Raw genomic sequence first — 25,751 nt, 5'->3', positions numbered from 1 at the left:
AAAACCACTAACCTCATGAAAAGTAAAATTATTTATTTTCTATTTTTCTTCTTTCCGGTGCTACTTATGACGGCTCAGGAAAATGGAGTAAAGGGAACGGTATTTTCTGCAGATGACGGAATGCCGCTTCCAGGAGCAACCGTACTTATTTCAGGTACAAATACCAGTACAGTAACAGATTTTGATGGCAATTTTTCGTTCGGCAATATAAATTCAGATGCGGTTCTTGTAGTTTCCTTTATAGGATATGCTCCACAATCTATTCCTGTTAAAGGCCAAAAAACGATCAATGTAACTTTAAAAGTAGACAACAACCAGCTAAATGAAGTTGTAGTAACAGGATACTCCAAACAAAAGAAAACGGATATCACCGGAGCAGTTGCCGTTGTGAACATGAAGGAAGTCATGAAGCAGCCGGAGCCAAACCCAATCAAAGCTTTGCAGGGAAGAATTGCCGGAGTAAAAGTATCTTCAGATGGTTCGCCGAGCGGAGGAAATACAAAAGTGGTAATTCGTGGTGTTGGAACTTTGAACAACACAGATCCGCTTTACGTAATTGACGGAATGCCGACAAAATCTGGAATGCATGAATTAAATCCTAATGATATTGAAACGATTCAGGTTCTGAAAGATGCTTCTTCAGCGAGTATTTATGGTTCCCGAGCTTCAAACGGAGTAATCATCATTACAACCAAAAAAGGTAAAGAAGGTAAAATGAGAATCAATTTCAGTACCTATGCTTCCTTTTCTGATTATTCAAGAAAGTTAGATGTCCTAAACGCAAACCAGTTTGGGCAGGCACTTTGGCAGGCGAATATTAACGACGGTTTAAATCCGAATAATAACAATTTACGTTATCAGTTTGATTGGTCGGTAAACAATAATAAACCGCAATTGAATAAAGTTTTGGTTCCGGAATATTTAGATGCACAACAAACCATAAAAGCTTCAAATACGGACTGGTATGACGCAATTTCTCAAACCGGAGTTGCCAATTCTTATGATTTATCAGTTTCGAATGCTTCTGACAAAGGAAATTATGTTTTTTCGCTAGGATATTATGGAAATGAAGGCGTTGTAAAAACAACAGATTTCGAAAGAATTTCTGCCCGAATGAACAGTTCTTATAAATACTTTGATGGCAAATTAGTTATCGGAGAAAATTTCAGTTTAAATCGTACAAACGAAGTAACAGATCCGGGCGTTTTAGATCCTGCATTGAGAGCTTTACCAATTATTCCGGTGCATACTGTAGACGGAATTGGTTGGGGAGGACCGGTTGGAGGAATGAACGACAGACAAAATCCGGTTCGTCTTTTAGAATATAATAAAGATAACAAATACGATTATTTACGTCTTTTTGGTAACGCTTACGCGGATTTGGAAATCATTAAAAATCTGCACATCAAAACCAGTTTCGGAATGGATTATGGTTTTTACAAAAAACGTACGCTGCAAAGAAGCTACAAATCAGGTTATCTGCAAAACGATCAAACGTCTGTTACAATCGATCAGTCAATCAGCGACAAATGGACTTGGACGAATACAGCAATTTACAGCTTAAATTTTGGAAAAAGCAATCTTAATTTGATGGCGGGAACGGAGATGTATAAAGATACTTATGATACAAACACGTTACGTAAAAATGACTTTTTGATCGAAACGCCGGATTATATGTATCCAGATGCAGGAACTGGAGAATCTTTTACCAGCGGAACTTCGACTGTATATTCTTTGCTTTCTTATTTTGGAAAAGCAGATTACGAGTTTGATAATCGCTATTTGGTTTCGGCAACAATTCGTCGTGATGGTTCTTCTCGTTTTGGAAAAAACAATCAATTCGGGACATTTCCGGCAGTTTCAGCGGGGTGGAGAATCAGCAATGAAAACTTCATTAAAAATAGTGCTCCTGTTTTTTCAGACTTGAAATTAAGAGCAGGCTGGGGACAAACCGGAAATCAAGAAATCAGCAATACGGCAGTTTACTCGCTTTATCTGGCAAGTTACGCAGGCGGAAGTCCAACTTGGGCAACGTCTTACGGAACAGCTTATGATATTGCAGGAAACGGAAACGGATTACTTCCATCTGGTTTCATCGCAACGCAATCAGGAAATGATGATTTGAAATGGGAAACGACTACACAGACGAATATTGGTTTGGACTTTGGTTTATTCAAACAAAAATTAAGCGGATCTATTGATTATTATATCAAAAAAACAGATGATATTTTGGTATTGCCACCGTATTTAGGAGTTATTGGAGAAGGTGGAAATCGTTGGGTAAACGGAGCTTCTATGGAAAATAAAGGTTGGGAGTTTTCTTTAGGATATCACGATGAAACTTCATTTGGATTGAAGTATGATATTTCCGGAAACATTTCGGCAAACAAAAATAAGATTACACAATTGCCGGATGAAGTAAAAAACAACTACGGAGGCGACGGATTGGATGATAATATTTTAGGACGTCCAATTAATTCGATGTACGGATATGTTACTGACGGATTGTTTACAAGTCAGGATCAGGTGGATAACTCGGCAATTCAGGAAGGAAAAGGACTTGGTAGAATTCGTTACAAAGACTTAAACGGCGACGGAACAATTACAGATAAAGACCGTACCTGGATCGGAAATCCAAATCCGGGATTGTTGTACGGAATTAATTTAAACTTGTCTTATAAAAACTTTGATTTTACCACTTTTTGGGAAGGTGCAAGTGATGTGGATGTTATCAATAACACCAAATATCAGACTGATTTCTGGAGCGTTGATGATGTGGGATCAAACAAAGGAACTCGTTTGCTGAATGCATGGTCCTTAGACAATCCAAATTCTACAATCCCTGCGCTGACAACTGTTGATAGAAATGCAGAGTCTAGATTTTCAACTTATTACGTAGAAAATGGAAATTATCTTAAACTTAGAGTTTTGCAGTTTGGATATAGTTTTCCTAAAGAATTACTGAAGAAATTGAATATGGAAAGTTTTAGACTTTACATCAGCGGACAGAATTTGTTGATTATTGATGCTAAAAGCTTCACAGGAGTTGATCCGGAAAATGCTGGTTTTGGATATCCTCAGCCGACAACTTTTACTGCTGGTCTTAATTTTACTTTATAACAAAAGATTAAAAAAATGAAAAAAATATTATATATCGCAGGATTTGCAGTGATGGGTTTCTTGGCTTCCTGTTCCGATTTTTTAGAAAATGATCCGCGTGGTGTGTTGTCTGAAGAAGATATTGTTACGCCGCAGTCGGTGGAAGGATTTATGAATGCAGCTTATGCACAGTTAGGAAATGATCACTACGATTCTCCTTACAGTTTATGGCCGTTTGGTAATGTGCGTTCAGATGATGCTTATAAAGGCGGAAGTGGTACAAATGACATTCAGGATTTTCACTTTTTTGAAGTCTCAAATAATATCCGTCCGGATTTTGGAGAATTGGATAGTTTCTGGTATATCAGTTATGTTGGTGTTTCAAGAGCCAATAAAGCGTTGAAAGCTTTAGAACAAATCTCAGAAGCAGATTATCCGTTGAAGAAAACGAGAATGGCTGAAATGCGTTTCTTGAGAGGGCATTTTTATTTTATGCTGAAAATCATGTTTAGAAATGTACCTTATATTACCGAAGATATTCCGGTAGAAGATTATAAAACGATTTCAAACAAAGCACTTTCAAACGAAGAACTTTGGAATAAAATTGCTGAAGATTTTCAGGCTGCAGCCGATAATTTGCCTGATACACAGCCACAAGTGGGGCGGGCCACTAAAAAAGCGGCTTATGCTTATTTGGCAAAAACAAGATTGTACCAAGCGTACACACAGGATGAAACATTCAAAGTTACAGGTATAAACCAGCAGCATCTACAGGAAGTGATCGCGGCAACAGATAAAGTAGTTGGAAAAGCTTCTTTAGAACCTGATTTTGCAAACAACTTCCTGCCTGGAACTTACGAAAACGGGCCGGAATCTATTTTCTCAATCCAATTTTCTGATAATGACGGAACGCTTTACGGAAGATTGAATTTCTCAGACGTTCTTTCAACGCCACAAGGTTTAGGCTGTTGTGATTTTCATAAGCCAAGTCAGAATTTAGTAAATGCTTTTAAAACTGGAGCAAATGGTTTACCAGAGTTTGATACTTACAACAATGAAGATTTTGATTATAAAAATATAGACGCCAATACTGTTGATCCGAGATTGTATCATACGGTTGCGATGCCAGGTCTGCCTTATAAATATGACCCTGAATTTCTGTATGTTGAAGCTTGGGTAAGATCTCCGGGAACCTATGGCTATTTTGCTTCTTTAAAGGAAAATGTTGCCCCAAATTGCAGTTGTGTTGTAAATATTGATCCTTTTTACGGAAATTCAAAAAACAGAATTCAGATTCGTTATGCTGATGTGATTTTAATGCGTGCCGAAGCCTTGATTGAATTAGGAAGACAATCTGAAGCTTTGCCGTTAATTAATCAAATCAGAGAAAGGGCAGCGCAAAGTACAGGAAGACTGCCTTACGTTAATAACTTCAAAATCAATACCTATGTAGATGGCGGCAATTGTAATTGGACTCAGGATTTTGCCCGTAAAGCGTTGCGTTGGGAACGTCGTTTAGAATTAGCTATGGAAGGAAGCCGATTTTTTGACCTTGTTCGCTGGGGAATTACAGATCAGGTTATGAATGACTTTTATGCAAAAGAAAAAACAAAACGTACCTATTATCAGGATGCTTTTTTTGATGCGCATAAAGAAGAATATTGCCCAATTCCGTTGAAACAAATCAATTTCAGTCAGGGATTGTACAAACAAAATCCAGGTTATTAATCCTTAAAGAATCAGCAATATGAAAAAAGCTTTAAATAAATATTGGACCAAAGTATCTATAATATTGGCAATGATTTTTATGATTACTGCCTGCGAAAATAATTTTGAAACTGGCGGATTTGATGTGAGTTCGCCTTCAAATGTACTTTCCTTCAAACTAAACGGAGTTTCAGGAAGCATTGATCAGACAACAGGAAAAATTACTGTTGTAATGCCGTACGGATCAGATATAACAGCCATAAAGCCGGAAGTTGTTTTTGAAGAAGGAGCTACGTCAAATCCGGAATTAAATTCAGCAATGAATTTTACAAATCCGGTAAAATTCAGAGTAGTTAACGGAAATTTGTATAAAGATTATACAGTAACCACAACTGTTTTAAGTCCGATTAAGAGTTTTAAGATAAATGGTGTTGCAGCTACTGTAAACGATATTAATAAAACGATTAATATGACTTTGCCTGAAGATACTGATTTAAGAGCGCTTAAACCCGTAATCGAAGTAACGACAGGTGTTGCAATTTCACCTGCTTCGGGCGCAACAATTGATTTTACAAATGCAGTCACTTTTGTAATAACATCGAATGGCAAAATCGTTAACTATACAGCAAATGTAGGAGTTCCGGTTACAGGATTAACAGTTGCATTTTTAGGAACTGCGGCTACAAGATCGGGAATTACAAACATGGATGAAGTTACGGCTTCAAACTGGCTGTTTGATAATTTTCCGGGGGCTAAATATATTTCGTTTGAAAGTGTACAAAGCGGTGCTGATTTAAGCGATATCGATGTGATTTGGTGGCACTTTGATTCGGCTACAAATTTACCTTCTGTAGCTTATAATCCTGCGGTTACAAATGCATTGAAAAATTTCAGAACAAATGGAGGAAACCTGCTTTTGACTTCTTTTGCTTCGCAATATGTTGATGCTTTAGGAATTGTTCCTTCAGGAAAAGGACCAAATAATGTTTTTGGTGATTTTCCTCCAAATGGATTTGTAGACGGTAATTCATGGGGAATGTCATTTGTTGGTTATGAAGGCCACCCAATATTTCAAGGCCTAACCACTTTTGAATCCGGAAAAGCCAATTTATTGCAAAGCGGAACTTTCAGATTAAATCATACAGCATGGTGGTTTTTACCAGAATGGGGTGGATACAATAATGGAGAAGGTTGGAGAAACCAAACAGGAGGAACCAATCTGGCAAGTGAAGCCTGGGATAATGAATTGAACGGAAGAGTTACAATTGCAGAATTCCCAAATACAAGTACGAATAAAAATGTAATTGTAATTTCTATGGGAGCTTACGATTGGTACAATGAAACCAACAGCAGTGGAGTGCCAAGTCAGGCAAATGAGTTTATTACAAACATTAAATTGCTGACACAAAATAGTATCAATTATTTAGCGGCAAAATAAATCACTTTGAATTTAATAAAAATGAAATATAGAAATATAATCACAATCGCCTTTGTCTTCTTTTCACTGGCTTCGTGCAGTCAGGATGAAAATTATATAGGAGGTTCGATTTCAGGAGGCAATTCTGAAATAACAAGTGTTTTTCCTGTTCCGCCCGCGCAATGGATGGGTGCAAACGACCCATATTACAGTGCTGGTTATACCGGAGATATTATGCCTTTTTTCGATAACGGAAAATTTCACATTTACTTTCTGCATGATGCGCAGAATAAACCTGCGGGAAAAGGATTTCATGATATTCATGAATATCAGAGCACAGATTTGGCCCATTTTACTTATGAAGGTCAAACAATTCCTTATGGCACAACGCTTGAACCGGATTTTGCCATTGGCACCGGGTCAGTTGTCAAAGTGGGCAATCTTTATTATTTTTATTATACAGGGCACAATGAAAATCCGGCTTTTGCACAGTCGAATGCAAGAGAAAGTGTGTTATGTGCAACCAGCAGCGATTTGAAAAAATGGACAAAAGTTCCATCTTTTAAAATTACAGCTCCGGCGGGATATTACAACTATGATTTCAGAGATCCGCATGTGTTTTATAATGATGAATTGAAAAAATATTCAATGTTAGTGAGTACACAAACAGAACCTGGAAGAAAAGCCGTTTTGTTACATTTTACAAGCGCTGATCCTGCATCAGGAAAATGGGATGTTCAAGCTCCAATTTATACCACAACGCCTGAAGATAATTATCTGATGATGGAATGTGCGGATATTTTCAAAATGGGAAGCAATTGGTATTTAATTTTTTCTGAGAATTGGAGTGGCAATAAAGGAACGCATTACAGAATTTCATCATCAATAACTGGTCCATGGACAAAACCGGAAAATGACAGAATTGATGGAGAATACTTTTACGCAGGAAAAACGGCTTCTGACGGAAATAAAAGATATGTTTTTGGATGGAATGCCAGAAAAACGCCTGATAATGATTTAGGAAATAAAGATTGGGCAGGGAATATGGTTATCCATGAATTGATTCAGAATTCAGATGGAACTTTAGGAACTCAGTCGCCGAAATCGGTTAAGGATTTATTTTCGAAAAAGAATACTACTGCAGAAGTAGATGCAATTTCATCTAATGCAACAACCAATAATGGAACTTATTCTTTATCTGGAGAAACAGAAAAAGCAATGGTTACTTTTAAAAGCGTTGGAAAGAAAGTCAAAATAAAAGCCGAAGTTACTTTAGCGAAAGCTAGTGGAACAACTGGATTTGTTTTTCATACCAATGATACAGGAAGTTATTATAAAGTGGTTTTGGATATTGCTAATAGTAAAATAAGCGGTTATAATTCGGCTTCGCAGGAAGTAACCCGTTTACCATTTGCATTTCAGACGAATGTAAAATATGATGTTGAAATAATTACTGAAGGAAGTGTTGTCATAGTTTACATAAACGGAAAAGCAGCTCTCACAAATCGCGTTTACGGAAGAGACAAAAATAAATGGGGTTTAATTGCTGAAGGACAAACGAGCACAATCTCGAATCTTCAGATAACCCAGCCTGAATAAGAACAATAATAAAATATTTTAGAATGAATAACGGAAAAAACCTTAAGGCGGTGGCATACGGAGAGGTACTTTGGGATGTTTTTGCCAATGAAAAAAAGATTGGCGGAGCACCATTGAATGTAGCCTTGAGAATGAAAACGCTGGGTTGCGAAGTAGCTATGATAAGCTGTGTAGGTAATGATGAAGATGGGAGAGCAATAAAAGAGCAAGTGAAACAACTGGGACTTGAAACGGATACAATTGTAGTTTCTGAAGATTTTCCAACTGGTTTGGTCAACGTAACCTTAAATGAGCGCGGATCGGCAAGTTATGAAATCAGTTACCCGTCTGCATGGGATAAAATTGAATTGAATGATTTGGCGAGGAATTCAGTTGCTAATGCGGATGTTTTAATTTATGGCAGTTTAGTTTGCCGAGATAACGTTTCAAGGCTTTCACTGGAAGAAATGCTGCAAAAAAAAGTCTATAAGGTTTTTGATGTGAATTTAAGAAAACCGCATTATTCTTATGAAATGCTGGAACGCCTCATGCAATCAGCTGATTTTATAAAGTTTAATGATGAGGAATTATTAGAAATTACTGCTGCTATGTCCTCGCCGTTTACAAGTCTGAAAGACAATATGAATTTTATAGCTGAAAAAAGCGAAGTAAAGGGAATGTGTGTAACGAGGGGCAAACACGGAGCTTTGCTGATGTGGGAAGGCCAACTTTATGAAAATGAGGGATATCCTGTTGAAGTAGCTGACACCGTAGGTGCCGGAGATTCATTTCTGGCGGCTTTGATAGCTTCATTATTAAGCGGAAAAGTTCCTCAGTATTCAATTGATTTTGCCTGTGCAGTTGGTGCATTAGTAGCTGAATCACCTGGGGCTAATCCTGAAATTTCGCTTTCCAGAATTGAAAAAATGATGTTAAAAATTAAAATTTAATTTTTATGAAATTTAAATGAGATATGAGTTGTCTAAACCAAAATTCTTGCAGTTAGTCTTCTTAACAATAATTAAGTTTAATATCGCTTATGAGGGGTCTTATGTTTTTTTAAAATTCGAATTTTATTAAATACTGGGTGTTTTTCGAATTTTGTTTAAGTTTTAATTACTTAATTTAAGTATTTGTTTTTTGAAGTAAAGCCTGATATCTTTTAGATATTAGGCTTTTATCTTAATATTATAAAATTTGGAAGCAAATACATGCAGGATATGCACTGGATTTCGGGAAGGTAATATACGACCACAAGAAGGAAGGTAAACTGCTTTTGTATGCAAATAAAACTTTCGGGCGAAGCGTGGCTGCAATTTAAAATAATCAACAATACCTTATATCAGGATGCTACTTTTAAACCACTGGGACTTATAGGCAAAATATACTGGTATTCTGTCTTGCCGTTTAACGGTTTGAAATTAGAATTTATGGGAAGCTTCATTTTATGCTATTATTAACAAAAGCCGGTAATTACCGGCTTTTAATTCGCTTTTTGTTTCATATTAACAATGTCCCGCCATCGATAACCAGGCTTTGTCCTGTTCCGTGCTGTTGTTTCATCAGATATAAAAATCCTTCGGCAACATCTTCAGTTTCTCCCACTCTTCTCAGGAGGAGAGTATCTGCATAATACCTATACATATCCTCGCGATCGGCTTCGGACATTGCATCCCACAAATTACTTTTTAAAACACCCGGCACTACACAATTAACCCGAATAGGTGCTAATTCAACAGCCATAGCCCTTACAAAAGCCTCCATGGCTCCGCATATGGCCGAAGCCACCGACCATCCTGCTCCCGGACGTGCATTGGCGGTTCCACTAGTCAGGGAAATAGAACCACCCTGATTTATAAAAGGCGTAGCATATTTTACCGCCGCAACCGAACTCCAGAAACGCAGGTCAAAAAAAGATTTTGTCGTATCAATATCAGTTTCACTAATAAGTTTTAATTGAAGATTCTCACCAGCTGTATAAACCAAATGGTCAAAATTTCCAATTTTCGTAAAGAAGCTTTCAATATTATCCTCCTTGCTTAAATCTATAGCAAAGCCTTCTGAATTTTTAGGTAGCTGACTTAGAGCATCATTGATGCGATCCTGGTTACTAGATACTATAATAACTTTTGCTCCCTCTTGCGAAGCAGCGATAGCAGTAGCTAATCCAATGCCGGAACTGGCGCCCAATAAAATGATTTTCTTACCTGAAAGGGTTTTTAAATTTGTATTCATAAAATTAAATTTAGATAAATGGAGATTAGTAATAATTAAAAAGAGCAATTGGCATTATCGATATTTCTTTAATTCCCGTTATTTAATTATGATTGCAAATCTCCTGAAAATAAAACTTACGACACTTAACAAATGGTAAAAACGAATCGGTTTTTTTGTCAGGTATTATTCAAAATTAAGTTATAATTTTGATTGCCTAACTAATTTGGATTAACATGCCAGTCATAACTAATAGCCTCATTTCTTTTTTGCAGCAGTATCATGTATTTGAAGAAAATGAAAAAGAATTAATTTCAGAATATTTAATAGAAAGCAGCCATAAGGAAGGAGATTATCTTTTTCATTCTGGGCATGTACCAGATGAATTATTCTTTATCAGTTCGGGTATCCTCAGAATTTTAGTCCATAATGAAAAAGGTAATAATGTGACCCACTTCTTTTTAAAAGAAAATCAATTTTGCACGATTTTAAACAATTTCAAGAATGGGACAATTGCTACAGAAAGCATCCAGGCAGCTTGTGATACCCGGGTTTTTAGAATTTCAAAAAAACAACTGGAAGTACTTTATTTAAAGATTCCTGCTATTGAATCAATTATAGCACAAACTATTCAACAAACTCTTTTAGACAAGATTCTGATCCGGAATAGTTATCTGGGACATGATTCGACAACTAAATATAGAAAATTTAAGGAGCAGCAGCCTGATATTGCATCTCGTGTATCGCTAAGTGACATTGCTTCATATCTTGAAATAACACCACAATCTCTGAGCAGAATTCGAAGGAATATTAAGTAAAATAGTCACCTCATAAAAGAGAAATAAACCATTTTTTTTGCATCATTAGAACAACAAATCTATAAATACTCAATAAGAATAGTAGTCTACCTATTTTTTTTGAATAATTTAATTGTTTTTAATTTTGAAGAGGGACGCTCTGTTATTCGAATATAGGTAGAGAAGAGTTTGATTTTAAGGAATTAAGTGTCATGTGAAGAGTTATGCGCCACGATTCTGCCATAAAACTCAAAGTATCGCTTCTGCCTTTGGTAATGATCTATTAATTTGTATCTTAATTGTATCTCAAAGTATTTTATTTTGTTCATAACCGAAAAGTTAATTTCTGGGAGTGAAATTAACTTTTGGTCGAATTGGCTGTTTTTTAATTTGTAATATTCGAGTATGTAAAGCAAGAACGTAGTGAATTAGAACGAAGATATATAGGATTTTTTTTAGTAATGATTCAAACTAAAGCTTATAAATTGCTTTTATTCAGTGTTTTGAACTAATGCACCGATTCTGCACCAAATTCAAATTAATACTCTGTTTATATTTTATCTTCTATTAGTCTTTTTTTGGATATCAAGTCAATTTTGGGATTACGTATCTTCATCTTTTTCGTTTAGAAATTTTCTTACTTGAACATATGCGATTTTTTGTAGAAATTCTAAAATCTCTTCTGCTTCTTCCAGAGTAACATTCTTTCCTTCATCACTAAGCATTTTTTGAGCTTTATTAGCTGTAATTTTTCCTCTATATTTTTCTTCTTCAATTTCCATAAACTTAAATTAATGTTAAGATGAAGGTAATGATTTTTTATAATATCAATGTTTACAGAGTTTTAAAGATGGTTTGTATACTGTAGAGTTATCTTAACTGGATTTACAAACCGTTTGTTTTTATAAGTTAAAGTGGGTTAAATTATGTGAACAAGGCATAAAAAAAAACGCTAAAACTAATGTTTTAACGTTTCTTTAAGAGTGACCTCTACGGGACAAATTTCTATAAATTTTATGGAAGATTTGAGGAGATTGGCTTACTACATGTAACTACTGTCTTTCATTGGATTTAGTAAGTTGGTTTGGATGTCCTGTTGGGGATTGATATAAAATGGTCTTTCCTTTTTAAATGTATTGATTTCAGTTTAGTTTAGTTTAGTATTTCTTTATTATCAATTTCGATACTTGGAGGCATCAGTTTGTACATTACAGGGGGTACAATTCTGGACAGAATAGTGGAGCTTATCAGTCCGCCGATAAGAGCAATGGCCAGTATAAGAATTAAGAATTAAGGGTTTTAAACAAGTTTGAATTTCTTAACTTTGTAAAATGAAAGAGAAGATAGTAAGAGAAGTTTCCGTGTTTAATAATGAACTGAAACTGCAGGGATTTAAGGCATTTCAGATAGAAGATGATGGTACCGAAACCAGAACGTACAGCAGAAAGGAGTTCTATAAAATCTGTCTGACAACAGGTAAAAGCAAGATTCATTATTCTGATAAAACCTATGAGCAGGAGGGTACGATTCTCTTTTTTGGAAATCCGCACATTCCATATTCATGGGAAACTATTTCAACAACTTATACGGGTTATACTATTTTATTTTCAGAAGAGTTTTTTAAAAACGCCGAGCGTTCCGAAAGTCTGCAGCAATCGTCTTTTTTTAAAATTGGCGGAACACCTGTTTTGAAAATCACAGAAGAGCAAAGAGGTTTTCTCAATACTATTTTTCATAAAATGATTACCGAACAGGAAAGTGATTATGTGTTTAAAGATGAGCTGATTCGCAATTACATCAGTCTTATTATCCATGAATCTTTAAAGATGGAACCTTCTGATAATTTCGAACAAAATAAGAATGCCTCTACCAGATTGTCATCTGTATTTTTGGAATTATTGGAAAGACAATTTCCAATTGAAACTACTTCTAATCCACTTCAAATAAGAACAGCACAACATTATGCACAACATTTGAATGTGCATGTCAATTACCTGAATCGGGCTGTAAAAGAAGTAACCGGAAAATCGACCACGACTCATATTACAGAGCGAATCATCACAGAAGCCAAAGCGCTCTTACTTCATACTGATTGGAGTGTATCTGAAATTGGTTACGCACTTGGGTTTGACTATCCAACCTACTTCAATAATTTCTTCAAAAAGAATACCGGCACCAATCCTTCTGCATTTCGTCAATCGGAAGTTTGAATTTCTTAATCTTTGGTTTGATAATCGTTACTACCTTGCTTAAAGGCAGTCTTACCTTTGTATCTGGTTATTTAATTCAAATATTATGTCAGATCCAAACCTTATTTCCGATACCGTACCATTTCAAAAAGATATTTTTGAGAGACTTTTAATCGGTGAAACTATATTTCCAAATGATTCGCAAATAGGCAGATTGAGAGCCGAAGCATTCGCTGTGAAAGCATTACTTAATCAGATGAATAATGCTGTAAATCCTGAAGAAATCAAACAGATACTAAGCAAAATCTTAGATAAAGAACTTCAGGATGTTACTGTATTTACACCTCTTTATATCAATTGTGGAAAACATATTACAATTGGTAAAAACGTATTTATCAATTTTGACTGCACCTTTTTGGCGTTGGGTGGAATTACCATTGAAGACGATGTTTTAATTGGACCAAAAGTCAGTCTCATTACCGAAAATCATCCATTAGATCCACAGGAAAGAAAAGGACTAACAGGTAAACCAATTCTCATCAAAAAAAATGCATGGATTGGTGCCAATGCTACGATTTTGCCCGGCGTAACAATTGGAGAAAATGCAGTTGTCGCAGCAGGAGCAGTAGTCTCTAAAGATGTTCCAGATAATACTATTGTTGGCGGAATTCCGGCTAAATTCATTAAAAATGTTTAACCTTAAAAGAGATAATTATGAAACTGAAATCTCTAGTGACAGTTATCGCTATGCTTTTTGCTTTTTGTTTTTGTAGCGCAAGTTGCAGCAATGATAACGAAAGAGCACCAAGAGAAAATAATGAGAATGGAAATAACGATACTATTTCAACAACTAAGATGAAAATTACAATTGGTACAACAGTTTTTACGGCAACATTGTATAACAATCCAAGTACAGTCGCATTGAAAGCAATGCTCCCGCTGACCCTAAATATGACCGAACTTAATGGTAATGAAAAGTACTATGATTTCCCTGTTTCGTTTTCAGTAAATGCTTCAGTTGGAGGAGATATCAAAGCGGGCGATTTAATGCTTTACGGGGACAATGTGCTGGCGCTTTTTTATAAAAGCTTCAACACTTCCTATAGTTATACAAAACTCGGATATATTGACAATCCTGTAGGTCTTGCTACTGCAATGGGTGCCGGAAATGTAGCTGTGAAATTTGAAAACAATTAAAATTAAATTATTAGGAAAAATATAAGTTTAAAAATAATTCAAAAGAAAATGAAAAAAATATTAGCAATCGCAATATTATTCCTGATAACAGGGCTTGCATCTGCACAAAAAGTACAATCAAATTTAGAAAAAATGAATACATCAAAAGAACATTATACATTTCAGCTTAGTGACAAAGTAATACGTCAAAAAGTGAGCTTCAAAAATCGTTACGGCATTACTTTAAGCGGTGATTTATATCTTCCGAAAAATACAGGAAACGAAAAATTGTCAGCATTAGCCATCAGCGGACCGTTTGGAGCGGTGAAACAACAATCGTCTGGATTATATGCCAACCAAATGGCAGAACGTGGTTTTATAGCTTTGGCTTTTGACCCATCTTACACAGGTGAAAGCGGAGGCGAACCACGAAATCTGGCCTCTCCGGAAATCAATACAGAAGATTTCAGTGCTGCGGTTGATTTTTTAGGATTACAAGAAAAGGTAGACAGAAATAAAATTGGTATCATCGGGATTTGTGGTTTTGGCGGTTTTGCTTTAAATGTAACTGCTATTGATAAACGAGTAAAAGCCGTTGCCACGACAAGTTTGTATGATATGACCAGGGTAATGTCCAAAGGATATAATGATTCAGTAACTCTGCAACAAAGAACCAAAACATTGGAGAATTTAGGTCAGCAACGTTGGAAAGATGCCGAAAATGGAAAACCGGTATATGGTACAAGAAATTTGCCGGAAAAATTGAAAGGCGATGAGCCACAATTTGTAAAAGAATATTTTGATTATTACAGAACGCCCCGTGGTTTTCACGTCAATTCTGTGAATTCAAATGGAGCTTGGCTGGTAACCAATCCAATCTCTTTTATGAATATGCCAATATTAGCTTATGTAAAAGAAATTTCGCCAAGACCAATGCTTTTAATCGCTGGAGAAATGGCGCACTCAAGATATTTTAGTGAAGATATTTTTAAAGTAGCAAATGAACCAAAACAATTAATAATTATCCCTAATGCAGTTCACGTTGATTTGTATGACAAAGTAGAGGTAATTCCTTTTGATAAATTAGATGATTTTTTTAAAGAACATTTGAAATAAAAACTTGATCAAAGAAACCGTTGACATTCATCAACGGTTTTTATATTTAAAACTAAAAACAGTACTTTATTTCAGAGCATCATTTACAGTTTGGCTATCGACAAACTGTTCGAAACTGATAATCTTACTGTCTTTCAATTTCCAAACGTGAGCCACTCTGGCAGTGAATGATTTACCTGTAATTTTATAGGTTCCCGTGTAAGTTCCGTAAGCGACTACTTTATCATCGCTGGCAACGTAATTTTCAGGAGTAAATTTGTAATCAATCCATTCGCTTCCTAATCGGTTAAAGACATTTTGAGTTACATTTTCTAAACCAATATAAGTTCCTGCATACGGAAAACCTTTAGCTTCTGTCCACGAAATATCTTCGACAACATATTTAGCCAAATTTCGACCATTTTCTTCCGAAGTTTTTCCTTCGTAAGTGCTTTTAACTATTTCAAGATTTGTCATTGTCTTTTTGTTTAAAGAACAGCCTGACAATACAAAGAGTGCCGTCAGGCTGTAAATGATTGATTTTACCATTTCATTTCTCCAGTATTTACTTTTGCACCAATCATTAAGGCAGTATCAAAAGTAAGTGTTGGATATTTTGCTTTCAAAGCAGTAATTAAAGCTTCTGATGTTTTATTGGTTTTCAAAGCCTCTTCGTAGAATTGAATGTAACTTTTGGTGTGATTTACAGCAGCGATATCAAATGGAGAATTGGAATTGGCATGAGCCGGAATTACAATTGCAGGTTTTAAAGCCGAGATTTTATCTAATACGGCAATCCAGTTTTTGCGGGCTTCAGTAGTTTGAGCATCCGCCATCCAAAGATGGAAACTAGTTCCAAAAACATTAATTCCGCCTACAACTGCTTTGATAGAAGGAATCCATACAAAAGTTTTATTCGGAAAGTCTTCCAAACCAACAATTTCTAATTTCTGACCTTCCAGTTCAATGCTGTTTCCTTTTAAAACTTGTGGCAAAACAACATTTGACGTAATAGCTTTACCTAATCGTTCGCCCCAAACGTCTAATTTTTTTTGCGCCGTAGCCTTAATTGCTTCTACGGAAGCAGGTGATGCATAAGCAACAACATCCGGGAAGTATTTTTTAAATATCTCTAATCCAAAATAGTAATCAGGATCTGCGTGAGAAACAAAAATGGTGGTTAATTTTTTGCCACTTGCTTTAATCTCCTGCGCTACTTTTTCGGCATCCGCCAAAGTAAATTGAGCGTCAATCAAAATTGCATCTGTCTTTCCGGAAATGATTACCGATGCTACACCAAAACTGTTTTCTGATGCGTTGTAAACCTGAAGTTTTAAATCTTTAGTTTCAATTGTTTTAAAACCTTGTGCTTGTGATTCCATATTAAATAAAATTAAAATTGTTATAAATACTCTTGAGATAGTGTCTTTCATTGCTTATGCTGGTTTAAATTAACACTGCAAAGATGGAACGTAATGTGATCTCAAAACATTAAACTAGTTTAATAAATAAAAGGAAAAACTTATTTTTTGACAGCGATTTTCTTTCGAATATTACTCAAAAAAACATTGGTAATTCCCAGATAGGCAGCTATCTGTATGTTAGAAAGCCGTTGTATTAGCTGTGGGTATTTTTCTGTAAATTCTATATAGCGGGATTCTGCTGTTTTACTAAGGTTATCTATCATTCTTCGTTGAAGGGCAACGTGCGTTTTTTGTGTCATTACCCGAAATAGCTTTTCAATTTTAGGCAAATTAGCATAGGCAAACTCCTTATCTTTTTTAGAAATTACAAGCACTTCGCTGTCTTCGAGTGCTTCTATGAAAAGTTGTGAAGGGGTTTCAGTAGTAAAACTATCAATATCGGTAACCCACCAATTTTCAATAGCAAAATAGAGTATTTGTTCAAAACCATTTTTATCAATATGATAAACCCGAAAAAGCCCTTTGGTAACAAAACCTTCAAATTTGCAAATCTCTCCTTCTCTAAGTAAAAAGTTTTTTTTGGGGATTAACTTTTGCTCAAATAAATTGCAAAAATCTTCTATTTCATTTTCTGAAAGAGAAATATGTTTAGCGATATTTTGTTTTAAAAGTGCTTTCATACAACAGTGCGTAAAAGTGCTGCTAAAGTATTTCTTTACTTTAGCTAAGGTACATAAATATTTAAATAAGCTATTGAGCTTGACAAAGGATAATTATATTGAATATGGCGTTTTTGCATAAAATATTTCTATGTTTTTAAGTCTCCCGAACAATTATGAATCATTATCAAACGATTTTAAATTATTTTGATAACAGAAGTACAAATGGTTCGGCAGAATCTTTCAATGTAAAAATAAAAGTTATTAAATCTTAGTTCAGAGGTGTTAGGAATTTAAATTTTTTCCTTTTGAGGCTAAGCAATATTTATGTTTAAATTTTATACTCAACAGGTTTTCGTTTTGATCCTCTTTTTGCCTAATCGCTAATTTTTGCACCTGATCCGCAAAAATTAATCAAACTTACTTATTTGATACTGTATGAAAAAAAATGGCACCAATTGTCTTCAATTGGCGCCATTTTAATTAGTCACTCTCTTTTATCTTTTAATCTGTTACTTTTAAATCCTGAATTTGTCCATTATTAAAATCAAAATGAAATTTCAACACGATAGGGCTGCCGGGAAACGTGCCGGAAACATTTGCTGTCAGGACACCTTTTGATTCAGATTGCTCATAATTAAGTGGTTCCAGCGCAGATTTATACTCCTCCATCGCATGGTTAATCCACTGTTGAATTTCTTCTTTGCCATTATGGGTTTTTCCCTCGTCATGAACGATGGCAGATTCGGTGAAACATTCTGCGAAAGCTTTGCTGTCGAAAATGTGTTGCGTTTCAATGAAACGCTCTACTACTTGTGGTAATTTCATGATTTTGATATATTTAGTTTTTAAATTGTTGGTACCGTTCCACCGTCAATGACAAAATTTGTTCCTGTTAAGTAACTGGCTCTTGGTGAAACTAAAAAGCCAACCAATTCGGCTACTTCTTCCGGTTCGGCAGGCCTGCCATAAGGTATTCCACCCAATGCGTCCATGACACCTTGCTGAGCTTCTTCTACAGTGCTATTTGAATTTCTTGCGATCTCGCCCAACCAAGCTATCGATGCTGTTGTATTTATCCATCCTGGCGAAACAGTTAGCACGCGGACACCTTTTGGCGTAATTTCTTTCGATAAACTTTTGCTGTAATTGATCAATCCTGCTTTCGAAGCTGCGTAAGGCAAAGTAGAGTCGTATAGCGGCAATATGCCCTGAATGGAAGCGATGTGAATAATAACACCACTTTTCTGGTTGATCATTTGCGGTAAAAATCCCCTGTCAAGTCTGACAGGAGCAAGTAAATTAGCTTGTAGGGTTGATATCCAATCTTCGTCAGTTAACGCACTGAAGCCACCGGCGGGTGTTGTTGAAGAACCAAGATTGTTCACAAGAATGTCTAATCTCCCATAAGTGGACAAAACTTCACTAACTACTTTTTCTGCTCCTTTTGCTGTACTTAAATCAGAAGAAATAAAATGCAGTTTGTTGTTTTCTTTTTCTGCTGCGTTTCTGGCAGTAATAATTACTGTTGCGCCCGCTTGCAGTAGTCTTTCTGCAATTGCCTTTCCGGCTCCTTTTGTACCTCCTGTTACTAAGGCAATCTTGCCTGATAATTCATTTTGATAATCCATCTTATATAGTATTTTAAATTTCTTTGTACAAATCTCGGAAGTACGTTAGTTCCTCACAAGTACGGAGTTACGATTCATATAGGGATAAATTTTTCCCCTATTGCAGGAATTGGTAGATAGGTTTACTTTTGTAATATGTATGAGAGAAAAACAATACCGAACTTAAATTGTGGACTTGATCTTATAGGTGAGGTACTTTATGGTAAATGGAAGATACGCTTACTTTGGTTTATCGATCAGGGACATAAAAGACCAAGTGAGCTGCAGCGTAAAATACCTGATGCTTCACGCAGGGTTTTAAATATTCAGCTGAAGGAATTAGAAGAACATGAACTTGTCTCGAAGATTATTTACCCTGTTGTGCCTCCCAAAGTAGAATACAGCCTGACTGATTTTGGTAAAACGCTAGTTCCTGTAATTTCAGCTATAGGAAATTGGGGAGATGAGCATGAGGAACGTTTACGTACCCTAATTTTGAAACGTTTAGAATAACTTCAGTTTAAGTTCTTTATAAAATACAGTTGCGGACAGTTTATAATTATAAAGCTTCGAACCTAAACTTCTTAACCTTTGGTTTTGTTGTGTTTTTAGTTTTCAAAAATACCTTATGCCACGATTCTGCCACAAAACTTAGACGTGTGAAATATTCTAAAAAACGCCTTAACTTTTTGTGGCAAAATTGGAGGCAATTTCAAGACACATGTGCCACGAATTTATCACAAAAGTAAAAGTTTTGATTTGTAGTTTGCGTATTTAAAATTTGTTTGTAGTTGTAAATTTGCAATTTATTTATATTCTAACTCACATCAAACAAATTTATCAATCTCGGAACTCAATTTCTAGAAGTTAAAATTATTGATATTTAAGAATTGAGTGGGAATTATGTAGATTGAATTATTTTTTTTCTGTGCGATTTTCCCCATTCTATCATTTTTAGCATTAGGTCTCCATATTCTTTTGAGTATTCAGTAAAATGATATTCATAAAAAAGAGTTTCATCGGACATTACACGTGTAATGAGTTTATTTTGTTCTAGTTCCTTCAAATTCCTGGACAACATTCTATGACTAAGCCCGGGAATACTTTCTTCAATATCTTTAAATCTTATATTCCCACTACAAATGGAATGAAGAATCGGAAGTTTCCATTTACCACCAATCACATAAATGGTATCTGCTAATGCTTTTGCTGCTTCTCGTTGATCTATTTTATCCGATTTCGCCATGACTTGATCTTAGTAACATCGATTATACTAAATACAAAGTTATGATAAATGGAAATAACTTTGCACTCAAATAAAACATAAAAATAAATCACAAATAATCAATTACTCAATATATTATGAAAGCGATTGTACTGAAAGAGCAGGGTGGGGTTGAAAATTTTACTTTTGAGTCTGTTTCTGTTCCAACTATTAAAGACGATGAAGTACTAATAAAAGTAAGGGCAGTTAGTATAAATCCCGCCGATGCTATTGTTAGAGAAAATAAAAGTGTCAGCTGGATATTCGGCGAAGAATCTTCATTGATTTTAGGATGGGATGTTTCGGGTCAGATAGTTCAAAAAGGAGCTAAAGTTATTGATATGCAAATTGGGGATGATATTTTTGGAGTACTTAGGCATCCTTATATTGGCAGAACATACGCAGAATTTGTTGCAGCACCTGCCTCCCAATTGGCTATCAAGCCTAAAAATAGTACTTACGAAGAGGCTGCTGCCACTTCACTCGCAGCACTTACTGCTTTGCAGCCAATTCAGAAAGTAGGAATAAAAAAAAATGATCGTGTATTTATAACAGCTGCTGGTGGAGGAGTAGGTCATTTTGCTGTTCAGTTTGCAAAATATTTTGGCGCGCATGTAACTGCTTTAGCGTCAAGTTCTAAAAAAGATTTTGTAATGAGTTTGGGTGCTGACGAGTTCATTGATTACCAACTCGGTCCTTTTGAGAATACTTTAAAGAAAGATATGGATCTCGTAATTGAAGCTGTTAAATCAGATGGGCATATCATGAGAAGTATGGAAGTGGTAAAGCCAGGCGGAAGCCTAATTAGTCTCTGGTCAAATATAACAGAAGAAGAAAATCTGAAAGCAAAATCCTTGAATATTAATGCATTCTATAATATGGTATCATTTAATGGACAGGATATGAAATTCGTCGCAAAACTCTTAGAAGAAGGAAAATTAGTTCCGCATATATCAAAGGTTTTTTCATGGAAGGATATAGCAAAAGCACATCTTGAAATAGAAAAAGGACACACGCAAGGGAAAATTGTGATTATAATGGATTAATAAGTTACACCATTTCCAAAATATTCTACAACCAATTATTCACCCACATAATTAATTATTAATCATAAAAAAAATATAATGTCAACACTAAAAGGTAAAACAGCATTTGTTACGGGAGGAACTCGTGGCATGGGTGCAGCAATTGTTAAGCGCTTAGCGGCTGAAGGAGCAAATGTTATCTTCACCTATGTAAGTTCTGAACAAACAGCAGAAAATATAGTAAAAGGAATAAAAGAATCAGGAGGCGAATCGTTGGCTATTAAAGTAGATAGCTCAATTAAAGGAGCCTTAGAAAAATCGATCGATCAGATTGCATTGAAATATGGAAAAATAGATATTTTAGTTAATAATGCTGCAATCTCAGTAAAAGGACCATTGGAAACAGCATCTGAAAGAATCGATGAATATGATCGTCAGATCAATGTTAACATAAGAGCTGTATCTGAAGCTGTTCGTTCGGTTATTAAATATATGCCGGATGGTGGAAGGATTGTTAGTATCGGTTCAGTGGGCGCAAAACGTATTGGTAGTCCTTATATGTCTGATTATATTGCTACTAAAGCAGCAATTGGAGCTTACACAAGGGGACTTGCATGGGATTTAGCGCCAAGAAATATTACTGTAAATACAGTTGAACCCGGTGCAATAGATACAGACATGTTGCCTGGGGATGATGCTGTAAGGGAAGCTTTCATCAATGCAATTCCTCTTAAACGTTTTGGTAAACCGGAAGAAGTAGCAGGATTGGTTAATTTTTTAGCCGGGCCAGAATCCAGTTATATTACAGGAAGTAGCTTTACTATTGATGGGGGAATATCTGCGTAAATAATAAAAAAGAATTGATGATAGTACATCAGTAAATTTAAATTTTACTACTTTTTTGAACTCACTTTATAAACCTCTAAGATCATTTGATTTTTAGAGGTTTTTTAGTTCTTATGTTTTGCTCAATTTGAAAAAAGTGAACTTACTATTTTATTTTAGAAACTAAAGATCCAATGGAAGCATCTTTAATTAAATCTGCAACTTTTTCAGGCTGTGAAGTGTAAATGGCGTGGCTGCCACCTTTTATTTCGACAACCTTTTTACTTTTTGCTCTTTTTGCATAAAATCTTTCCAGATCGGGATTTATAATTCTGTCTGATTCAGCTACCATATACCAGCTGGGTTTTGTTTTCCAGGCTGATTTATTTACAATTCCCTTAAAAATTTTATCTGCTGTTGGAACCTGAGAATTTGCCATAAAACGAGCTTTATTGATTTCAAGGTCACCTGCGAAATCTTCAGGAAATTTTTCCGGATCAATATAATCTAAACCGTCACTTCCTTTTATCAACGACTTGTATGCTGAAGGAAATTGTTTTACTAAATCTGCCCTGAGTTCACCTTCGTCGGGAGCATGAGCAGCAATGTAAACTAACCCTGCCACTTTAGGATTATTGCCTGCCTGTGTAATTACAACACCACCATAGCTGTGTCCAACTAAAATACAAGGACCGTCCTGTTGTTCTATAATTCGGTTAACCGCTGCCACATCATCATCAAAATCTTGCAATGAATGCTGTGTTACAGATACTTTATAGCCCTTTTTTGTTAGAATGTTATAAACGGGTTCCCAACCAGAACCATCTAAAAAGGCACCATGTACGAGAACAATATTTTTAATATTTTGACCCTTTATATTTTGTGCTTGCACACTGATTAAACTAACTAGAAAAATTACTATTAAAGTAGAAAACCGTCTGTTTGGTATTTGATTCTTTTTCATACTATCAGTTTTAAATTTTTAAAGTAAATTTAAGTGATATTGTTGTTAAATTAAAAGCTATTGATAAAGAAATCAAATAGAAGATAAAGCAAATGGCATGAAGAAGTAGATCAATCTGGGTTTAAGTCTTTTGGTATCATCTCACATATAATTATAAATCATTATCAAACTATATTAAATTATTTTCACAGCAGAAGTACTAATGCCTCTGCAGAAGCAAAAAGAGAGGTTCTGTCGCATTTGGGAATAACTTTATCTTTATAATTTTAAACCCATCAAAAAATGAATACTAAAGGTCATTGTTATCCAAAATGCATAATTCTTCAGGCAGTATATTTTAAATTAAGATTTACACTTAGTTACCGTGACGTTGAAGAAATAATGAAAATTAGAGGAGTGCTTGTGGATCATGCTACGATTCAGCGCTGGGTTTATAAGTTTACACCTTTCATTGAATCAGAGGTGAGAAAGAGGAAAGGTAGAGTGGGCGCGAGCTGGAGATTAGATGAGACTTATATTAAGGTAAAAGGTATTTGGTGTTATTTATATGATAAATTAGGCAATTAATTTGGAGTGGTCATCATCGTCAATTGTATATAATATTATTTTTTAGGAGCTCTTCTCGCTATACGTTCCACCCGAGGGTCAGCAAACTGGCGAAGCAATCTTTTGTACCGAACTCCGGGTCAATTGTATATAATATTCTTTTTTAGGAGCTTTTTCCCGCTATACGTTCCAATCTTTTGTGCCGAACCCCGGCACAAAAGGATTTTCACTGCTATCGGGGCTAGGGCTGCTGGAGAGCCCTATTTTGTCTTTGGAGAACTGTATATTGGAAGCCAATTGTTGTATTTTTAGTAAATACTCAATTTTGTTTTAATACCATATGCAGCAATTCTCTCAAAGCTATTATTATTTCCAGCAAAAAATAAATGAAGAATCTAAACATTGCAACCTGCCTTTCAGCTCTACTAAATACGCAACTTTTTATACTGATGCAATAAAATATAGCATACTGCAGCTCTTTAGACTAATAAATTAGTAAAGTATAATAAAAAAAGGCGTCAATTGTCTTCAATTGGCGCCTTTTGGCAGTGTGGTGACCTCGACTGAACTACAATAGTTGCAAAACTACAAAATCAATTATACTAGCATTTTGTACAAAAGTACTGTAAAATATCAATAAAATCAATACTTTACAGAAATGTTTATTTTGATTTACTTTGCAATAGTTTGATGTAACTTTCATTTTACCGTACAAATACCGTACAAATTAATTATATTTGTATTATTCAAATACTTTATAATATGGCTACGGTTAACTTTTTGTATCGCTCAACTAAAGACAAAGCAAATTTGCATTTACGTTTATTGTATCGTTTCAATGATACTGATTTTGTTATTGGAGCAAATACAAAGTTTGAAATTGATTACTTCAATTGGTTTGGACATCACGCTGAAATTAAAGCGAACAAAGAAAAGGGTATTAAAGAAATCAAAATCAAAGGCTCAAAAGACCCTGACATTTTAAATAGACGCTTAGAAGTAAATACTGAACTTAACAAGATTGAAAACTACATTTTAAAAATTTTCAATTCTGTTAATCCTGATGAGGTAAATAAAGAATGGTTGCAAACTCAAATTGATTTTTATTACAATCCACCAAAGGAAGCAGAAGAACTACCAACGGAACTTTTAAAGTACTTTGATTATTTTATGGAAGTCAAAAAAAATGAAATAACAATTGGTACTCAAAAAAAATACAATGTTTCAAAACACTTATTAGAGCGTTATCAAAAAACATTAAATCACAAAATTAAAATTTCTGATATAAACGATAAATTCAAAATGGATTTTGAAAATTATTGTTTAAAAAACAATTATGCTTTAAATACTATTTCAAAGGATTTAAGAACTATTAAAACAGTTTGTAATCACGCAAAGCATAACGGTATTACTACGAGCCACCAATTAGATAAAATTAAAACACCTCAGCATAAGACTGAAAAGATTTATTTAACCTTTGAGGAACTTACAAAGATTGAAAACATTGACAAAAGACGTTTAAATGATAATTATGACAATGCTAAAGACTGGTTAATTATTAGTTGCTATACAGGACAAAGAATATCAGATTTTATGCGATTTGATAAATCAATGATTAGATACGAAAAAAACAAACAAGGCGATTTGAAGCCATTTATTGAGTTTACACAAGTCAAAACCAATAAAGTTATGACAGTTGCATTACACCCTAAAGTAATTGAAATTTTAGAAAAAAGAAATAATGATTTTCCTAAACCTATTTCAGACCCAAAGTATAATTTATTTATAAAACAAGTTTGCCGTATAGCTGGATTGACTAATGAAATTAAAGGCAGTAAATTAACAGATTTAAACCAAGAGGACAAAGCCCAAAAGAAAACCAAAAATAAAGATGAGGTTAAGCAGTATCGCAAAGAAATTGGAATGTTTAAAAAATGGGAATTAATAACCTCACATATTGGAAGACGTTCTTTTGCTACTAATTTTTACGGAACTATTCCAACTACTTATTTAATCAATGTTACGGGGCATAGCACCGAAGCAATGTTTTTAAATTATTTGGGTAAAAGTAACAAGGATTTAGCTATGGAACTAACCAACTATTTTTAATTAAAATTTTCATTTTTGAAATACATTTCCAGTATTTAGACCATTGATTTTAA

The 25,751-nt window shown here is 34.8% G+C and carries 25 protein-coding genes and 2 pseudogenes; 18 read left to right on the top strand and 9 right to left on the bottom strand.

Annotated features, from left to right (window positions below):
• Positions 1–15: 15 nt before the first annotated feature.
• From EV145_RS04585 to EV145_RS04560, 6 genes are all read left to right on the top strand, one after another.
• Positions 16–3,120, top strand: coding sequence for a SusC/RagA family TonB-linked outer membrane protein (locus tag EV145_RS04585; protein ID WP_133524043.1), 3,105 nt, complete (start codon positions 16–18; stop codon positions 3,118–3,120).
• Positions 3,121–3,135: 15 nt separating this feature from the next.
• On the top strand, positions 3,136–4,827 hold the full coding sequence (locus EV145_RS04580) for a RagB/SusD family nutrient uptake outer membrane protein (protein WP_133524042.1): 1,692 nt from the start codon (positions 3,136–3,138) through the stop codon (positions 4,825–4,827).
• A gap of 19 nt (positions 4,828–4,846) precedes the next feature.
• A complete protein-coding gene (locus EV145_RS04575) occupies positions 4,847–6,244 on the top strand; it encodes a DUF4960 domain-containing protein (protein ID WP_133524041.1) in 1,398 nt (465 codons plus the stop codon).
• Between the two features lie 21 nt (positions 6,245–6,265).
• Positions 6,266–7,822 (top strand): glycoside hydrolase family 32 protein, encoded by a 1,557-nt coding sequence (locus EV145_RS04570; protein WP_035644086.1) that lies wholly within the window; start codon positions 6,266–6,268, stop codon positions 7,820–7,822.
• Positions 7,823–7,845: 23 nt separating this feature from the next.
• Positions 7,846–8,751 (top strand): carbohydrate kinase family protein, encoded by a 906-nt coding sequence (locus EV145_RS04565; protein ID WP_133524040.1) that lies wholly within the window; start codon positions 7,846–7,848, stop codon positions 8,749–8,751.
• A 330-nt stretch (positions 8,752–9,081) separates the two neighbouring features.
• Positions 9,082–9,261, top strand: coding sequence for a DUF2867 domain-containing protein (locus EV145_RS04560; protein WP_410501074.1), 180 nt, complete (start codon positions 9,082–9,084; stop codon positions 9,259–9,261).
• A 40-nt stretch (positions 9,262–9,301) separates the two neighbouring features.
• Here EV145_RS04560 and EV145_RS04555 read toward each other — a convergent pair whose 3' ends face one another.
• A complete protein-coding gene (locus EV145_RS04555; protein WP_035644083.1) occupies positions 9,302–10,036 on the bottom strand; it encodes an SDR family oxidoreductase in 735 nt (244 codons plus the stop codon).
• A gap of 215 nt (positions 10,037–10,251) precedes the next feature.
• Between EV145_RS04555 and EV145_RS04550 the strand changes: the two genes are divergently transcribed.
• A complete protein-coding gene (locus EV145_RS04550) occupies positions 10,252–10,833 on the top strand; it encodes a Crp/Fnr family transcriptional regulator (RefSeq protein WP_133524039.1) in 582 nt (193 codons plus the stop codon).
• Between the two features lie 581 nt (positions 10,834–11,414).
• Here EV145_RS04550 and EV145_RS04545 read toward each other — a convergent pair.
• Entirely contained in the window at positions 11,415–11,594 is a 180-nt protein-coding gene (locus EV145_RS04545) for a hypothetical protein (protein WP_035644081.1), read from the bottom strand.
• 549 nt (positions 11,595–12,143) lie between these two features.
• On the opposite strand from EV145_RS04545, the gene EV145_RS04540 reads away from it, so the two are divergent.
• From EV145_RS04540 to EV145_RS04525, 4 genes are all read left to right on the top strand, one after another.
• Positions 12,144–13,022, top strand: a complete 879-nt coding sequence (locus EV145_RS04540) for a helix-turn-helix domain-containing protein (protein ID WP_133524038.1) — start codon at positions 12,144–12,146, stop codon at positions 13,020–13,022.
• Between the two features lie 85 nt (positions 13,023–13,107).
• Entirely contained in the window at positions 13,108–13,698 is a 591-nt protein-coding gene (locus EV145_RS04535) for a DapH/DapD/GlmU-related protein (RefSeq protein WP_133524037.1), read from the top strand.
• Positions 13,699–13,715: 17 nt separating this feature from the next.
• The gene (locus EV145_RS04530) at positions 13,716–14,198 is read left to right on the top strand and encodes a cyclophilin-like fold protein (RefSeq protein WP_133524036.1); all 483 of its coding nucleotides are present in this window, start codon (positions 13,716–13,718) and stop codon (positions 14,196–14,198) included.
• 48 nt (positions 14,199–14,246) lie between these two features.
• The gene (locus EV145_RS04525) at positions 14,247–15,293 is read left to right on the top strand and encodes an alpha/beta hydrolase (RefSeq protein WP_133524035.1); all 1,047 of its coding nucleotides are present in this window, start codon (positions 14,247–14,249) and stop codon (positions 15,291–15,293) included.
• 66 nt (positions 15,294–15,359) lie between these two features.
• Here the strand turns inward: EV145_RS04525 and EV145_RS04520 are convergent, their stop codons facing one another.
• The 3 genes from EV145_RS04520 to EV145_RS04510 form a co-directional block, all read right to left on the bottom strand.
• On the bottom strand, positions 15,360–15,749 hold the full coding sequence (locus EV145_RS04520) for a nuclear transport factor 2 family protein (RefSeq protein ID WP_133524034.1): 390 nt from the start codon (positions 15,747–15,749) through the stop codon (positions 15,360–15,362).
• Positions 15,750–15,814: 65 nt separating this feature from the next.
• Positions 15,815–16,705, bottom strand: coding sequence for an MBL fold metallo-hydrolase (locus EV145_RS04515; RefSeq protein ID WP_133524033.1), 891 nt, complete (start codon positions 16,703–16,705; stop codon positions 15,815–15,817).
• 89 nt (positions 16,706–16,794) lie between these two features.
• Positions 16,795–17,376: a Crp/Fnr family transcriptional regulator gene (locus tag EV145_RS04510; RefSeq protein ID WP_072970867.1), complete on the bottom strand. Its 582-nt coding sequence runs from the start codon at positions 17,374–17,376 to the stop codon at positions 16,795–16,797.
• Positions 17,377–17,531: 155 nt separating this feature from the next.
• Between EV145_RS04510 and EV145_RS04505 the strand changes: the two genes are divergently transcribed.
• Positions 17,532–17,630: a transposase gene (locus tag EV145_RS04505; RefSeq protein WP_208110890.1), complete on the top strand. Its 99-nt coding sequence runs from the start codon at positions 17,532–17,534 to the stop codon at positions 17,628–17,630.
• A 229-nt stretch (positions 17,631–17,859) separates the two neighbouring features.
• Here the strand turns inward: EV145_RS04505 and EV145_RS04500 are convergent, their stop codons facing one another.
• Both EV145_RS04500 and EV145_RS04495 read right to left on the bottom strand, forming a co-directional pair.
• Positions 17,860–18,183: a nuclear transport factor 2 family protein gene (locus tag EV145_RS04500; protein WP_072970865.1), complete on the bottom strand. Its 324-nt coding sequence runs from the start codon at positions 18,181–18,183 to the stop codon at positions 17,860–17,862.
• 20 nt (positions 18,184–18,203) lie between these two features.
• Complete coding sequence (locus EV145_RS04495) at positions 18,204–18,986, bottom strand: SDR family oxidoreductase (RefSeq protein WP_133524032.1); 783 nt, start codon at positions 18,984–18,986, stop codon at positions 18,204–18,206.
• A gap of 135 nt (positions 18,987–19,121) precedes the next feature.
• Here EV145_RS04495 and EV145_RS04490 point away from each other — a divergent pair, with 135 nt between their 5' ends.
• Complete coding sequence (locus tag EV145_RS04490) at positions 19,122–19,478, top strand: winged helix-turn-helix transcriptional regulator (RefSeq protein ID WP_133524031.1); 357 nt, start codon at positions 19,122–19,124, stop codon at positions 19,476–19,478.
• Positions 19,479–19,866: 388 nt separating this feature from the next.
• Here EV145_RS04490 and EV145_RS04485 read toward each other — a convergent pair whose 3' ends face one another.
• Complete coding sequence (locus tag EV145_RS04485; RefSeq protein WP_133524030.1) at positions 19,867–20,211, bottom strand: winged helix-turn-helix transcriptional regulator; 345 nt, start codon at positions 20,209–20,211, stop codon at positions 19,867–19,869.
• Between the two features lie 116 nt (positions 20,212–20,327).
• On the opposite strand from EV145_RS04485, the gene EV145_RS04480 reads away from it, so the two are divergent.
• Together EV145_RS04480 and EV145_RS04475 are read left to right on the top strand one after the other, a co-directional pair.
• Positions 20,328–21,275: an NADP-dependent oxidoreductase gene (locus tag EV145_RS04480; RefSeq protein WP_133524029.1), complete on the top strand. Its 948-nt coding sequence runs from the start codon at positions 20,328–20,330 to the stop codon at positions 21,273–21,275.
• A gap of 78 nt (positions 21,276–21,353) precedes the next feature.
• Positions 21,354–22,100: an SDR family NAD(P)-dependent oxidoreductase gene (locus EV145_RS04475; protein WP_133524028.1), complete on the top strand. Its 747-nt coding sequence runs from the start codon at positions 21,354–21,356 to the stop codon at positions 22,098–22,100.
• 145 nt (positions 22,101–22,245) lie between these two features.
• On the opposite strand, the gene EV145_RS04470 is transcribed toward EV145_RS04475, so the two are convergent.
• Positions 22,246–23,043 (bottom strand): alpha/beta hydrolase, encoded by a 798-nt coding sequence (locus EV145_RS04470; protein WP_133524027.1) that lies wholly within the window; start codon positions 23,041–23,043, stop codon positions 22,246–22,248.
• A gap of 102 nt (positions 23,044–23,145) precedes the next feature.
• Between EV145_RS04470 and EV145_RS22560 the strand changes: the two are divergent.
• From EV145_RS22560 to EV145_RS04455, 3 genes and pseudogenes are all read left to right on the top strand, one after another.
• A pseudogene (locus tag EV145_RS22560) lies at positions 23,146–23,307 on the top strand (hypothetical protein); the annotation flags it as partial.
• 18 nt (positions 23,308–23,325) lie between these two features.
• Positions 23,326–23,592: pseudogene (locus EV145_RS04460) on the top strand (IS6 family transposase); the annotation flags it as partial.
• A 759-nt stretch (positions 23,593–24,351) separates the two neighbouring features.
• Entirely contained in the window at positions 24,352–25,698 is a 1,347-nt protein-coding gene (locus EV145_RS04455) for a tyrosine-type recombinase/integrase (RefSeq protein WP_133524026.1), read from the top strand.
• Positions 25,699–25,751 lie beyond the last annotated feature (53 nt).

It is taken from the genome of Flavobacterium sp. 245 (assembly GCF_004362055.1).
In the GTDB taxonomy this organism is placed as follows: domain Bacteria; phylum Bacteroidota; class Bacteroidia; order Flavobacteriales; family Flavobacteriaceae; genus Flavobacterium.
Note: the sequence above shows the minus strand (reverse complement) of the source record. Positions and strands in the feature narration are given on the sequence as shown.